Source organism: Streptomyces sp. NPDC051310, from assembly GCF_044455245.1.
In the GTDB taxonomy this organism is placed as follows: Bacteria; Actinomycetota; Actinomycetes; order Streptomycetales; family Streptomycetaceae; genus Streptomyces.
This window is the reverse complement of the sequence record NZ_JBITEO010000011.1, coordinates 190,549-203,951: the sequence shown is the minus strand read 5'-3', so window position 1 is coordinate 203,951 and position 13,403 is coordinate 190,549. Positions and strand designations below refer to the sequence as shown.

Annotated in this window: 11 protein-coding genes and 1 tRNA gene; 5 read left to right on the top strand and 7 right to left on the bottom strand. The window is 70.9% G+C overall.

The window, feature by feature from the left end:
• Positions 1-2 precede the first annotated feature (2 nt).
• Complete coding sequence (locus tag ACIA79_RS18545; RefSeq protein ID WP_399429370.1) at positions 3-677, top strand: class E sortase; 675 nt, start codon at positions 3-5, stop codon at positions 675-677.
• Between the two features lie 102 nt (positions 678-779).
• Here the strand turns inward: ACIA79_RS18545 and pknB are convergent, their stop codons facing one another.
• From pknB to ACIA79_RS18515, 6 genes are all read right to left on the bottom strand, one after another.
• The gene (gene pknB, locus ACIA79_RS18540; RefSeq protein WP_399429369.1) at positions 780-2,798 is read right to left on the bottom strand and encodes a Stk1 family PASTA domain-containing Ser/Thr kinase; all 2,019 of its coding nucleotides are present in this window, start codon (positions 2,796-2,798) and stop codon (positions 780-782) included.
• A 145-nt stretch (positions 2,799-2,943) separates the two neighbouring features.
• Positions 2,944-4,404 (bottom strand): peptidoglycan D,D-transpeptidase FtsI family protein, encoded by a 1,461-nt coding sequence (locus tag ACIA79_RS18535; protein ID WP_399429368.1) that lies wholly within the window; start codon positions 4,402-4,404, stop codon positions 2,944-2,946.
• Positions 4,401-5,831 (bottom strand): FtsW/RodA/SpoVE family cell cycle protein, encoded by a 1,431-nt coding sequence (locus ACIA79_RS18530; RefSeq protein WP_399429367.1) that lies wholly within the window; start codon positions 5,829-5,831, stop codon positions 4,401-4,403. The genes ACIA79_RS18535 and ACIA79_RS18530 overlap by 4 nt, the downstream gene beginning before the upstream one ends.
• A gap of 27 nt (positions 5,832-5,858) precedes the next feature.
• Positions 5,859-7,349, bottom strand: coding sequence for a Stp1/IreP family PP2C-type Ser/Thr phosphatase (locus tag ACIA79_RS18525; RefSeq protein WP_399429366.1), 1,491 nt, complete (start codon positions 7,347-7,349; stop codon positions 5,859-5,861).
• Positions 7,350-7,487: 138 nt separating this feature from the next.
• Positions 7,488-8,003, bottom strand: coding sequence for an FHA domain-containing protein (locus ACIA79_RS18520; RefSeq protein WP_399429365.1), 516 nt, complete (start codon positions 8,001-8,003; stop codon positions 7,488-7,490).
• A gap of 10 nt (positions 8,004-8,013) precedes the next feature.
• Complete coding sequence (locus tag ACIA79_RS18515) at positions 8,014-8,829, bottom strand: FhaA domain-containing protein (protein ID WP_399429364.1); 816 nt, start codon at positions 8,827-8,829, stop codon at positions 8,014-8,016.
• Between the two features lie 759 nt (positions 8,830-9,588).
• Between ACIA79_RS18515 and ACIA79_RS18510 the strand changes: the two genes are divergently transcribed.
• Positions 9,589-9,672: transfer RNA gene (locus ACIA79_RS18510), tRNA-Leu, on the top strand.
• A gap of 154 nt (positions 9,673-9,826) precedes the next feature.
• On the opposite strand, the gene ACIA79_RS18505 is transcribed toward ACIA79_RS18510, so the two are convergent.
• A complete protein-coding gene (locus ACIA79_RS18505) occupies positions 9,827-10,300 on the bottom strand; it encodes a MarR family winged helix-turn-helix transcriptional regulator (RefSeq protein ID WP_399429363.1) in 474 nt (157 codons plus the stop codon).
• A 193-nt stretch (positions 10,301-10,493) separates the two neighbouring features.
• Between ACIA79_RS18505 and ACIA79_RS18500 the strand changes: the two genes are divergently transcribed.
• From ACIA79_RS18500 to ACIA79_RS18490, 3 genes are read left to right on the top strand one after another with little or no spacing between them, the layout of a single operon-like run.
• Positions 10,494-11,975 (top strand): DUF2252 domain-containing protein, encoded by a 1,482-nt coding sequence (locus tag ACIA79_RS18500; protein WP_399429362.1) that lies wholly within the window; start codon positions 10,494-10,496, stop codon positions 11,973-11,975.
• 34 nt (positions 11,976-12,009) lie between these two features.
• The gene (locus ACIA79_RS18495) at positions 12,010-12,972 is read left to right on the top strand and encodes a hypothetical protein (protein ID WP_399429361.1); all 963 of its coding nucleotides are present in this window, start codon (positions 12,010-12,012) and stop codon (positions 12,970-12,972) included.
• 39 nt (positions 12,973-13,011) lie between these two features.
• Entirely contained in the window at positions 13,012-13,356 is a 345-nt protein-coding gene (locus ACIA79_RS18490) for a rhodanese-like domain-containing protein (RefSeq protein ID WP_399429360.1), read from the top strand.
• The last annotated feature ends 47 nt before the right edge of the window (positions 13,357-13,403 follow it).

The window sequence follows — 13,403 nt, the reverse complement described above, 5'->3', positions numbered from 1 at the left end:
TAGTGGCACGTGCGCGCAGCCGGATCGCCGGCGTCATCAGTGTCTTCGGCGAACTGCTGATCACCGCCGGGGTGCTGATGGGCCTGTTCGTCGTCTACTCGCTGTGGTGGACGAACGTCCTGGCCGACCGCGAGGCCGACAAGCAGGGCAGCCAGGTCCGCGACAAGTGGGCCTCCGGGCCGGGCGCGCTGGACACCAAGGACGGCATCGGCTTCCTCCACGTACCGGCGATGAAGAACGGCGAGGTGCTGGTCAAGCAGGGCACCGACCCCAAGACCCTGAACAACGGCGTCGCCGGCTACTACACGGATCCGATCAAGTCCGCGCTCCCGGCGGACAAGCAGGGCAACTTCACGCTGGCCGCGCACCGCGACGGACACGGCGCGAAGTTCCACAACATCCACCGGCTGAAGAACGGCGACGCGATCGTCTTCGAGACCAAGGACACCTGGTACGTCTACAAGGTCTACAAGACCCTCCCGGAGACGTCGAAGTACAACGTCCGCGTCCTCGACCCGATCCCCAAGGAGTCCGGCAGGACCAAGCCGGGCCGCTTCATCACGCTGACGACCTGCACGCCGGTCTACACCTCGGACTACCGCTACATCGTGTGGGGCGAGCTGGAGCGCACGGAGAAGGTCGACCGGGACCGCACCCCGCCGGCCGAGCTGCGCTGACCGGCGGCCCCCCGAGCCGAAAGAACCCCGGCACCCTGTGGAGGGTGCCGGGGCTCTTTGCCCGGTGTCCCGTGTCCCGGCCGGTGCCCGGTGACGCGGGGGTCAGTCCTGGCGGAAGACCACGCCGGAGGGGCCGCCGAAGAAGCCGCCGTCGTTGTCCCCGTCGTTGTCGCCGTTGTTCCCGTTCCCGTTCCCGTTGCCGGCGATGGTCTGCACGTTGACCGCCTGGTTGGGCTGCGCCGGGGTGTTGGGCTGCGGGTCCTGCGCCACCACGCGCGCGTTGTCGTCGTTCGGGCCGTTGACGTTGCCGAGCTGGAGGCCGGCCTGGGCGAGGGACTGCTTCGCCTGGCCGAGGGTCTGTCCGAACAGACCCGGCACCTGCGTCTGCTGCTGCGGGCCCTTGGAGACCTTCAGGGTGATCTCACTGCCCTTGGGCGCCTGGGCGTTGCCCTCGGGGTTCTGTCCGACGACGGTGTTGGCGGGCTGGTCGGAGTCGACGTCCTCCCGCTTGACCGTGAAGCCGAGCGTCTCCAGCTGGGCCTTGGCGGCGTCGAACTGCTGGCCCGTGACCGGCGGCACATTGCGCGCGGCCTGCTTGGACACCGTGATGGTGACCTCGGAGTTCTTCTCGGCCTGGCTGCCGCCCTGCGGGTCCTGCCGGATGACCTCGCCCGGGTCCTGGTCGGACTCCTCGTACTTGACCTCGACCTTGAAGCCCTTCTCGTCGAGCGCCTGCTTGGCGTTCTCCTCGGACTTCTCGGTGACGTCCGGGACCTCGATCTTCGGCGCGCCCTCCGAGACCCAGACCTGGACGGTCTCGCCCTCGTTCATCTTGGCGCCCTCGGTGGCCTCGGGCGACTGACGGCAGATGGAGCCCTTGGGCTGCTCGCAGCGCTCCGCCCCGGCCTGCGACAGCTGGACCCCGGCGTTCGTCGCGAAGCCCTGCGCTTCCGACAGGGGCTTGCCGACCAGGTTCGGCACCGGGAGCTGGCTGGTCTCATCGCCGGTGTTGTCGAAGACCGCGCGGCCGATCAGGATCGCGCCGACCAGCACCAGGATGCCCGCCAGGACCAGCAGGATCGTGGAGGTGTTCGACTTCTTCTGGCGGCGGCGGTCCGGGCGGTCGTCGTAGCCGTACCCGCCGTCGTCCGGGTTGACGGGCGGCAGCATCGACGTCTGGCCCGCCGGGTCGGTCTGACGCAGCGCCGTCGTGGGCTGGTCGTCGGGGCCGCCGTAGCCGCCGTACCCGACCGCGCCCATCGCCGCGGTCGCGGCGACCGGCTGCCCGTCCAGGCACGCCTCGATGTCGGCGCGCATCTCGTCGGCCGACTGGTAGCGGTAGTCCGGGTCCTTGACCAGCGCCTTCAGGACGATCGCGTCCATCTCGGGTGTGATCTCGGGGTCGAAGTTGCTGGGCGGCTGCGGCTCCTCGCGGACGTGCTGGTACGCGACCGCGACCGGGGAGTCGCCCACGAACGGCGGGCGGACGGTGAGCAGCTCGTACAGCAGGCAGCCGGTGGAGTACAGGTCGGACCGGGCGTCGACCTGCTCGCCCTTGGCCTGCTCCGGGGAGAGGTACTGGGCGGTGCCGATCACGGCCGCGGTCTGCGTCATGGTCATCCCGGCGTCGCCCATGGCGCGGGCGATGCCGAAGTCCATGACCTTGACCTGGCCGGTACGGGTCAGCATGACGTTGGCCGGCTTGATGTCGCGGTGGACGATGCCGGCGCGGTGCGAGTACTCCAGGGCCTGGAGGATGCCGACCGTCATCTCCAGCGTGCGCTCGGGCAGCAGCTTGCGGCCCGAGTGCAGCAGCTCACGCAGGGTGGAGCCGTCGACGTACTCCATCACGATGTACGGGATGGAGATGTTGTCGACGTAGTCCTCGCCGGTGTCGTAGACAGCGACGATCGCCGGGTGGTTGAGCGAGGCGGCCGACTGGGCCTCACGGCGGAACCGGGCCTGGAAGGACGGGTCACGGGCGAGGTCGGCCCGCAGCGTCTTCACGGCGACGGTGCGGCCGAGCCGGGTGTCGTGGGCGAGGTAGACCTCCGCCATGCCACCGCGGCCGAGCACCGAGCCCAGCTCGTACCGGCCGCCGAGGCGACGCGGCTCTTCCATAACTGTTCCAGCCCTCTCCGTCAGTCCCGACCGCACCCCTCTGTGTGGTCCGGCGGTGTGCTGTTCGCGCATACGCTACCGGCCACGGGGAGCCGATCAGACCGCGACCGCCACCTGATACGCGACCGGTACACAGCCACAGCCGTCACTTCCTGCTGTCCACGACCGCCTTCATGACATCGCGCGCGATGGGACCGGCCAGGCCGCCACCGCTGATGTCGTCACGGGTGGCGTCGGAGTCCTCGACGATGACCGCCACGGCGACCGGGGAGCCGCTGTCGGTCTTCGCGTATGAGATGAACCACGCGTAGGGGCGGGCCTTGTTCTTCTCGCCGTGCTGGGCCGTACCGGTCTTGCCGCCGACGGTGACGCCGTCGATGGCGGCCTTGCCGCCGGTGCCGTTCTCGACGACGTTCTCCATCATCTGCTGCACCAGCTGCGCGGTCTGCGCCGACATCGGCCGGCTCATCTCCTCGGGCTCGTTCTTCTCCAGAACGTCGAGGTTGGGCGCGGTGACGTGGTCGATCATGTACGGCTTCATCAGCTTGCCGTCGTTGGCGATCGCCGCGGCGACCATGGCCATCTGGAGCGGGGTGGCCGCGGTGTTGAACTGGCCGATCGAGGAGAGGGCGTTGCCCGGGCGGTCCATCTGCTTGTCGTAGACGGACTTGGCGGCGCGGACGGGGGTGTCGATCTCCCCGTTGTTGAAGCCGAACTTCTCCGCCATCTTGACCATCTCGTCCCGGCCCACCTGGTCACCGAGCTTGGCGAAGACCGAGTTGCAGGAGACCTCCATGGCCCGGTTCAGGCTGGCGTTCTCGCACCCCTCGGCGTGGTTCCTCATCGGCGTGGTGGTGTGCGGGAGGATGTACGGCTCCGGCGTGTCCGTCGGCGCGTTGATGTCGGTGACCTTGCCCGTCTCCAGCGCGGCGGCGGCGGTCAGCACCTTGAAGGTGGACCCGGGCGGGTAGACCTCGCGCAGGGCGCGGTTCAGCTTCGGCTTGTCCTTGTCCGTCTCCAGCGCGACCCAGGCCTTCTCGTCCTTGCGGCTGTACCCGGCGAAGGACGAGGGGTCGTACGACGGGGTCGAGGCGAGCGCGAGGATCCTGCCCGTCTGCGGGTCGATGGCGGCGACGGCGCCCTTCTTCTTCCCGAGGCCCTCGAAGGCGGCCCGCTGGGCGGCGCCGTTGAGGGTGGTGATGACGTTGCCGCCCTTCTTCTTGTCGCCGGTGAACATCGACAGGGTGCGGTCGAAGAAGAGCCGGTCGTCGTTGCCGGTGAGGATGCCGTCCTCGAGCTTCTCGATCTGGTTGGCGTCGTACGCCTGCGACGCGTACCCGGTGACCGGTGCCCACATGGGGCCGTCGACGTAGGTGCGCTTGTACCGGTAGAAGGGGTCCTTCGAGTCGACGGAGCCGGTGATCGGCTTGCCGTCGACGATGATGTTGCCGCGCGGGTTGGCGTACCGCTCGATCGTGACGCGCTTGTTCCGCTCGTGCGTGCTCAGCTCGCCGGCCCGGACGTACTGGATCCAGTTGTCGCGGATGAGGAGGGCGAGCACCAGCAGCCCGCAGAAGATCGCGATATGGCGCAGGGGCTTGTTCACGGTCGGACCACCTGGGTCATCTCGGCATCGGGGGACGGGGCGGGGGCCGGCGCGGGACGGCGCGCGGTGTCGCTGATCCGCAGCAGGATGGCGATGAGGGCCCAGTTCGCGATCACGGAGGAACCGCCGTACGCGAGGAACGGCATGGTCATACCGGTCAGCGGGATCAGGCCCATGACGCCGCCGGCGACGACGAAGATCTGCAGGCCGAACGCGCCGGACAGGCCGGTCGCGAGCAGCTTGCCGAACGGGTCGCGGGCGGCGAGGGCGGTGCGCATGCCGCGCTCGACGATCAGGGCGTACATCAGCAGGAACGCCATGACGCCGGCCAGACCCAGCTCCTCGCCGACGGTGGCGAAGATGAAGTCGGAGTTGGCGGCGAAGCCGACCAGGTCGGAGTTGCCCTGGCCGAGGCCGGTGCCGAGGGTGCCGCCGGAGCCGAAGGACATCAGCACCTGGGTCATCTGGTCACAGGCCTGGATCATGTTGGAGCCCTCGGGGGCCGTCTCCAGGCACCCGAAGGGGTCGAGCCAGGCGGCCACGCGGGACTTCACGTGGCTGGCGGTCGAGCCGACGACGACCGCGCCGCCCACGGCCATCAGCAGACCCATGATGATCCAGCTGGTCCGCTCGGTCGCCACGTACAGCATGATCACGAACATGCCGAAGAACAGCAGCGAGGTGCCGAGGTCGTTCTCGAAGACCAGGATCAGCAGGCTGACGGCCCAGATCGTGAGGATCGGGCCGAGGTCCCGGCCGCGCGGCAGGTAGAGCCCCATGAAGCGGCGGCTGGCGAGGGCGAGCGCATCGCGCTTCACCATCAGGTAGCCGGAGAAGAACACCGCGATCACGATCTTGGCGAACTCACCCGGCTGGATGGAGAAGGGGCCGATCCGGATCCAGATCTTGGCACCGAAGACGTCCGCGCCGAGGCCCGGGACGAGCGGCAGCAGCAGCAGGATGATCGCCACCACCATGGAGATGTACGTGTAGCGCTGCAGGACGCGGTGGTCCTTCAGGAACATCAGCACCAGCAGGAACAGCGCGACGCCGATCGCCGAGTACATCAGCTGCTTGGGCGCGTCCGGCGTGAAGGTGTCGTACCGGGCGATGATCCGCGGTGACTGGTCCAGCCGCCAGATCAGCACCAGGCCCAGGCCGTTGAGCAGGGTCGCGAGGGGGAGCAGCAGCGGGTCGGCGTACTTGGCGAACTTCCGCACCAGCAGGTGCGCGATGCCCGCGAGCAGAGCGAGGCCGACGCCGTACCCGAGCATGCCCGCCGGGACCTCGCCGTCCAGGGCCAGGCCCACGTTCAGGTACGCGAACACCGGAATGGCGACGGCGAAGCCGAGCAGCGCCAGCTCGGTGTTGCGGCGGCTCGGCAGGTCGATCGCGCCGATGGTGGTCGTGTTGGTGACAACGCTCATGGTGGTGAAAGGCCCCCCTACGGGTCCTTACTGCTTTCCGCAGTTCGAGGCCAGCTTCTGCTCCTCCTCCGAGAGGGTGGGGCCCGGGGAAGGAGTGGCTGCGGTGGCGGTGGGCGTGGGTGCGGTCGGGAGTCCGGTCGTGCCGCCGGCCTGGCCCTCACCGGGCGGTGCCGCGGGCGCCTGGTCGGTCGCCTTCCGGCGCTGCTCCTGCTTCTTGCAGGCGGAGGCCTGGACGGCGAGCTCCTCGATCTTGTTCTGCGCCTTCGCGAGGCTGCCACCGGTGATGGTGTCCTCGACCTGCTTGCGCTGGTAGTCGGGGAGGTACTTGAGTTCGATCTCGGGGTGGTCCTTCTCGACCTCCGAGAGGGAGACCCAGGCCAGGTCCTGGCTGATGCCGCGGTACAGCGCGACGTGCTCGTCGTTGGCCCCGACGTAGTACTGCGTCTGCGTCCAGCGGTACCCGCCGTACAGCCCGCCGCCGATCACGGCCAGCGCGAGCACGATGTAGAACGACCGCTTCAGCCAGGAGCCGCCCTTGCGGGGCTTGGTGAAGTCGTCCTCGGAGTACGCCCCGAAGGAGCCCTCGGGCGGCATGCCGCCGTAGCCGAGGTCGCCGCCGCTGCCGGGCGGGCCGAAGCCCCCCTGGGGCTGCTGCGGCGCCGGGCGCCCGAGACCGGACGCGCGGCCCGCCGGGGTCTCCATGGCGCCGCCGTCGTTGAGCTGCGTCTGGTTCTCGGCGACCGCGCCGACGATGACCGGCGTGTCGCTGAGCTGCCCGGCGAGGGTGTCACCGCCGTCGACGTCCAGGACGTCGGCGACGATCACGGTGATGTTGTCCGGGCCGCCGCCGCGCAGCGCGAGCTGGATCAGCTCCTGCACGGTCTCCTGGGGGCCCTGGTAGCTCGCCAGGGCCTCTTCCATCGTCTGGTGGGAGACGACGCCCGACAGGCCGTCGGAGCAGATCAGGTACCGGTCCCCGGCCCGCACCTCACGGATGGACAGGTCCGGCTCGACGTGGTCGCCGCTGCCCAGCGCGCGCATCAGCAGCGCACGCTGCGGATGGGTGGTGGCCTCTTCCTCGGTGATGCGGCCCTCGTCGACCAGCCGCTGCACCCAGGTGTGGTCCTGGGTGATCTGGGTCAGGACACCGTCGCGCAGCAGGTACGCGCGGGAGTCGCCGACGTGGACCAGACCGAGGCGCTGACCGGTCCACAGGAGGGCGGTCAGGGTGGTCCCCATGCCTTCCAGCTGGGGGTCCTCCTCGACCATCATCCGCAGCTGCTCGTTCGCGCGCTGGACCGCCGTGCCGAGCGAGGTGAGGATGTCGGAGCCGGGCACGTCGTCGTCGAGGGTGACGAGCGTGGAGATCACCTCGGAGGAGGCGACCTCGCCGGCGGCCTGACCGCCCATGCCGTCGGCGATCGCGAGCAGGCGGGGACCGGCGTAACCCGAGTCCTCGTTGCCCTCGCGGATCATGCCCTTGTGCGATCCGGCGGCGAAGCGCAGTGAAAGGCTCATGCGCACCTGCCCGGTCGACTCTGCCTCGGGGTACAGCCGGTCTCGAGCCACACTGCCCACCCTCCGGTCGGGAGCCGGTGCAGTTCGCCTGTGGGCGCCACCGCTGCGGCTCGCTCGCTCCGCTCGCTCATTGTCGTACTACTTCCGCAGCTCGATGACGGTCTTGCCGATGCGGATCGGCGCGCCCAGCGGAATGGGTGTCGGGGTGGTGAGTCGGGTCCGGTCGAGATACGTGCCGTTGGTGGACCCGAGATCCTCGACGATCCACTGGCCGTCACGGTCCGGGTAGATCCTGGCATGCCGGCTGGACGCGTAGTCGTCGTCCAGCACGATCGTGGAGTCGTGCGCACGGCCCAGCGTGATGGTCTGGCCCTGGAGCGCGACCGTGGTGCCGGTCAGGCTGCCCTCGGACACGACCAGCTTGGTCGGCGCGCCCCGCCGCTGTCGGCCGGACTGCTGCTGCTGGCGCTGCTGCGGCGGCGCCGCGGCCTGCCGCGCCGCCTGCTGCGGCCGTGCGGCGTCACGGCGCGAACCGCGCTGCGTGACGCGCGTGCCGAACAGGTCGCTACGGATGACCTGGACGGCCACGATGACGAACAGCCACAGTACGGCGAGGAAACCCAACCGCATGACCGTGAGGGTCAGCTCTGACATTGCCCCCGCTTCACCCTTCGGCTTGCCGGTAAACGATGGTGGTGCTGCCCACGACGATCCGCGAGCCGTCGCGGAGCGTAGCGCGGGTGGTGTGCTGCCCGTCCACCACGATGCCGTTGGTGGACCCTAGATCCTGGATCGTCGAGGGCGTTCCGGTCCGGATCTCGCAGTGTCGGCGCGATACGCCGGGGTCGTCGATCCGCACGTCGGCGTCGGTGCTGCGACCCAGCACGAGCGTCGGGCGGGAGATCTGGTGGCGGGTGCCGTTGATCTCGATCCAGCGGCGCACCTGGGCGCCGGGCACGGGTCCCGGGACGGCCGGAGGACGGCCGGCGGCGGGTGGACGGTTCATGCCGGGCGGCGGGGCCGCCGGCATGGGAGGAGCGCCGGCCGGGGGGTACCCGTAACCGCCGGGGCGCGCGCCCTGCGACGGCTCGGCGGACTGTGACGTACTCGACGCGAGGGTGCGGCTGCGCACCCGGTACAGCCCGGTGTCGAGGTCGTCGGCCTTCTCCAGGTGGACCTTGATCGGCCCCATGAAGGTGTACCGCTGCTGCTTGGCGTAGTCGCGGACCAGGCCGGACAGCTCGTCGCCGAGCTGGCCCGAGTACGGGCTCAGGCGCTCGTAGTCCGGGGCGCTCAGCTCGACGATGAAGTCGTTGGGGACGACCGTCCGCTCGCGGTTCCAGATCGTCGCGTTGTTGTCGCACTCGCGCTGGAGGGCGCCCGCGATCTCGACGGGCTGCACCTCGGACTTGAAAACCTTGGCGAAGGTGCCGTTGACCAGGCCTTCGAGTCGCTGCTCGAACCGCTTCAGGACTCCCATGGGGCACCTCCTCCGTCGTTGCCGTCCTGGTACTGCTTACTGATCGTATCCACGCGTCGGGAAATCGGCTGGTTCCCCTTCTCTGGCCTGTGGACGAGTGTCACCTCTCACACGGATCGTAGAGGTGGCCTCCTGACAGTGTCCCGCACGCGGGGTACACCGTGGAGGAGTGGGTACGGCCGGGTCCGGTTCGCCGTGTTCTCCATGTCTTCTGCCGGCACCCGTCGGCTTCCGGTTTCGTTTCCCGGGGGGCTTCCGGTTCGCCGGGCGCGGGGGCGGGGGCGGGCGCTTGCGGTTTGTCGGGCGCCGGGCGGGGCGGGTGCTGCGGGGGCCGGTGCGGTGCGGATCGGGCGCGGGCGGCGCGGTGCGGGTGCGGGCGGGCGCGGTGCGGGGTGGCGGATCGGGTGCGGGGCGGGCGTGGGGGCCGATGGGGCTGGGGCGGGGGTGCGGATGTGGCGCCGGTCGGGTGCCGGGCCGGCGTGCGGTCGGGTGCGGGGGCGGGGCCGTGGGCGGGGTGTGGTCGTGCCGGAGCCGGCCCGGGCGTGTGGCCGGGGCGGGCCTGGCACCGCGCCGTGGTCATGGTGGGGCTGCCTCCCTCCCCTCCCTGCGGGGCTCTGCCGCCGTTCCTCACCCTCTCTCTGTTCGCGGTCCGGGGCCTCGAAACAACGGATGTGAATCCACCCTCGGCGACGTGCTAATCTTCTGATGTCGCCAGGCGCTCCGGCCGAAAAGCCGGGGAAGACAGCGGCAACACCCAATGCGCGGGTGGCGGAATAGGCAGACGCGCTGGATTCAGGTTCCAGTGCCCGCAAGGGCGTGGGGGTTCAACTCCCCCCTCGCGCACAGGAGAACGGGTCTCCGTCAGAACGAAAGTTCTGGCGGGGGCCCGTTCCTCGTTGTGTCCCCCGTTCCTCATCGTGTACGGGGTTGTGTCCGGGCCGGGTTGTACCCCCCGGCCATGTCCGGACACGGCGTGTCCGCTCTCCGGCTCGGCGCCTCAGCGGTGCGTGTGCTCCGGGCCGTCGTGGTGCGTGTGCCCCGGACCGTCGTGGGTGCCGTTGTAGCGCAGCAGGTACGCGGCGAAGCGGTCGAGGTCCTCGGTGGTCCAGTCGGCGAGGCGTGCTTGGTACGCGGCCCGGCGGCTGGCGTGCGTGGAGGAGAGCAGCCGGCTGCCGGCCTCGGTGGGATGCAGGACATGGACGCGGTGGTCGTTGACGTCCGGGCGTCGCTCGACCAGGCCCAGCTTCTCGAGGACGGCGACCTGGCGGCTGACCGTCGACTTGTCGAGCATGTAGTGGGCTGCGAGGTCGGTGGCGCGGCAGCCCTGGCGGTGGTCGATGTGCGCGAGGAGCGTGTACGAGACGAGGGGCAGCTCGGGATGGAGCCGGGCGGCCGCCGCTCGGGCCCGGCGGGCGAACGCGGTGAGCTCTCGCTGGATGATCTCGACGGCCTCGTCGCGCGCCCCGGGCATCGGTTCGCCTTCCTCGTGCGGTTCCTGCGGTTGTGGGCTTCGGGTGTCCGGTGTGGGGAGTGGGTCCGCGGGGCGAGTACCGCGTGGTGGGCGGGTTATCCACAGTGTGTTGTCCACAGGGGAAGACGCTTGTGCGAGGGCGGCGGTACCGTCTTGGCAGTTGTCGGCGGGGCGGTTGTGGACGGGGGGCTTCATGTACGAGGGCGAGGCGGTGGCGGTGTCCGCCGGGGCTGGTGCCGGTGCCGGTGCCGGGGCGGATGCCGGTGGCGGTGGCGGGCGCATTCCGATGGTGCCGGGGTTCGCCCAGCGGGCGCCCGGTGCGGCGGCAGCGGCGGCCCAGTCCCTGAAGGCGCGCGGCAAGGCGCTGCGCGACCGGGTGCCGAGGAGCGCGCACGGCGCGCTGGTCCTGGCCGAGGGGCGGCCGGACGCGGTGCTCGCGGTGGAGGAGTCCAGCCGTGGCCGGGTGCCCTCGCTGACGCCGATACGCGTGGGCCGGATGGCCGCGACGCCGTTCGCCTTCCTGCGCGGTGCTGCCGGCCTCATGGCCCATGACCTGGCCGGTACGCCGGTCACCGGGATCGGCGCGCAGATATGCGGAGACGCGCACGCGGCGAACTTCGGCCTGTACGGCGATGCGCGCGGCCGTCTCGTCATCGACCTGAACGACTTCGACGAGACCGTCGTCGGCCCCTGGGAGTGGGACGTCAAGCGGCTGGCCACCTCGCTGGTCCTCGCCGGGCGGGTGGCGGGCGCCGACGAGGACGTGTGCCGGGCGGCGGCGTACGACGCGGTCGGGGCCTACCGGCGGACCATGCGGCTGCTCGCGAGGCTTCCGGTGCTCGACGCGTGGAACGCCATCGCCGACGAGGAACTCGTCTCGCACACGGACGCGCGGGACCTGCTGGGCACCCTGGAGCGGGTGGCGGAGAAGGCACGGGCCAACACCAGCGCGCGCTTCGCCGCCAAGTCGACGGAGGTGTGCGAGGACGGCAGCCGTCGCTTCGTGGACGCGCCGCCCGTGCTGAGCCGGGTGCCGGACGCGGAGGCGGCGGCGGTCGCCGCGTCGCTGGCCGCGTACCTGCGCACGCTGCCGGAGGACCGGCTGCCGCTGCTCGCGCGGTACGCGATCCATGACGTGGCGTTCCGGGTGGTCGGCACCGGGAGCGTGGGGACCCGTTCGTACGTGGTGCTGCTGCTCGACCACCGGGGCGAGCCGCTGGTGCTGCAGGTGAAGGAGGCCCGGCCGTCGGCCCTGCTGCCCCACCTCGCCCGGGTGGGCTTCGGAGCGCCGGGCGTGGAGCACGAGGGGCGGCGCGTGGTCCTCGGGCAGAAGCGCATGCAGGTCGTCAGCGACAATCTGCTGGGCTGGACGACCGTCGACGGCAGGCCCTATCAGGTGCGCCAGTTCCGCAACCGGAAGGGCAGCGTGGACCCCGCGGCGCTCTCGGCCGACCAGCTCGACGACTACGGGCGGATGACCGGGGCCCTGCTGGCCCGGGCGCACGCGCACAGCGCCGATCCGCGGCTGATCGCCGGATACTGCGGCAAGGGCGACGAGCTGGACGAGGCGATGGCGCGGTTCGCCGTGGCGTACGCGGACCGTACGGAGGCGGACCACGCGGATCTGGTCGCCGCGGTCGGGAGCGGGCGGATAGCCGCCGAAACGGGGGTGTGACCGGCTGGGCCGGTTCCGCCCGTACGCTGGTCGGGTGACGACCCCGAGCGACGACCTGACCGGCGAGCAGAGCACCGGGCACGGCACCGACCAGACCACCGGCCGGGCCGCGGCCGGCGAGACGACCGCCCAGGCCGGCGGCGCCCCCGTCGGCGCGCAGGCCGACGGCGCTCCCGGCGGCGCGCAGAGCGGTGGGTCCGGCGATGAGCAGGCCGAGCGGCCGGAGGCGCGGCTGGAGCGGGCCGTGCGGGCGGCCGAGCAGGCGCTGATCGAGTTCGAGATCGCGGTGGAGACCTTCCGGGTCGAGGTGGAGAACTTCTCCCGGCTGCACCACCAGAAGCTCGGCCCGATGTACGCCCGCCTGGACGAGCTGGACGCCCTGATCGCGGAGGCCCGCGCCGCGCGCACCGGGGATCCGGAGGATCTGCGGCGGGCGCAGGAGGCGCGCGCCATGGTGCTGCCGATGCCGGGGGTCGACGAGCTGTTCCACAGCTGGATCGACTCCGACGGTCTCTCCCCGGAGGCCGCCGCGATGCTCAACGACCAGGCCGTGCAGCCGCCGAAGCGGGTGCGGGTCGGGGATGCGGTACGCAAGCTCTACCGTGAGCTGGCCCGCAAGGCTCACCCGGACCTCGCCCGGGACGAGGCGGAGCGGCAGCGGCGCGAGGAGTTCATCACGCGGGTGAACGCCGCCTACGGGCGCGGGGACGAGGCACTGCTGCGTGAGCTGTCGGAGGAGTGGGAGCGCGGTCCGGTGCCCGCGGCGGACGAGCTGAGTGAGAGCGAGGAGCTCTATGCCCGGCTGGACTGGCTGGCCCGGCGCAAGGAGCTGCTGACCGTGGTCGCGCGGGACCTGGAGGACAGCGCGATCGGCGCGATGCTGCGGATGGCGCCCGACGACCCGGACCGGCTGCTGGACGAGATCGCCGAGCAGCTGCTGGCGCAGGTCGCCGAGCGCGAGGCGGAGCTGGCGGCGCTGGTGCAAGGGGTGCAGTAGGTTCGAGATGTTGGCTACGACGAGAGAAGGCGTGACCCCATGAACTTCGCACCGCTGCCCACGGTGGACGCAGCTTCGGTGCCGGCCGACGGGCTGGTGCTGGACGTCCGCGAAGCCGACGAGTGGGCGGCCGGGCATGTCGACGGTGCGCTGCACGTGCCGATGAGCGACTTCGTGGCGCGCTTCGGCGAGGTGACGGAGGCGGTGGCCGACGGGCGGCGCGCCTACGTGATGTGCCGGGTCGGCGGCCGGTCCGCGCAGGTCACCCAGTACCTGGTGCAGCAGGGCATCGACGCGGTGAACATCGACGGCGGCATGCTCGCGTGGGAGAGCGCGGGCCGCCCGATGGTCACGGACTCCGGCGCCCCCGCCGTCGTCCTGTAGCTCCAAGTTCTGGCCGGGCTCCGGCCTGTAGTGGCGCCGTCCGGCGG

Excerpts from the sequence above, each read along its gene's own strand:
- ACIA79_RS18525 (WP_399429366.1), bottom strand. The coding sequence starts at position 7,349 with ATGAGCCTTTCACTGCGCTTCGCCGCCGGATCGCACAAGGGCATGATC.
- ACIA79_RS18515 (WP_399429364.1), bottom strand. The coding sequence starts at position 8,829 with ATGGGAGTCCTGAAGCGGTTCGAGCAGCGACTCGAAGGCCTGGTCAAC.
- ACIA79_RS18520 (WP_399429365.1), bottom strand. The coding sequence starts at position 8,003 with ATGTCAGAGCTGACCCTCACGGTCATGCGGTTGGGTTTCCTCGCCGTA.
- ACIA79_RS18505 (WP_399429363.1), bottom strand. The coding sequence starts at position 10,300 with ATGCCCGGGGCGCGCGACGAGGCCGTCGAGATCATCCAGCGAGAGCTC.
- ACIA79_RS18500 (WP_399429362.1), top strand. The coding sequence starts at position 10,494 with ATGTACGAGGGCGAGGCGGTGGCGGTGTCCGCCGGGGCTGGTGCCGGT.
- pknB (WP_399429369.1), bottom strand. The coding sequence starts at position 2,798 with ATGGAAGAGCCGCGTCGCCTCGGCGGCCGGTACGAGCTGGGCTCGGTG.
- ACIA79_RS18530 (WP_399429367.1), bottom strand. The coding sequence starts at position 5,831 with ATGAGCGTTGTCACCAACACGACCACCATCGGCGCGATCGACCTGCCG.
- ACIA79_RS18490 (WP_399429360.1), top strand. The coding sequence starts at position 13,012 with ATGAACTTCGCACCGCTGCCCACGGTGGACGCAGCTTCGGTGCCGGCC.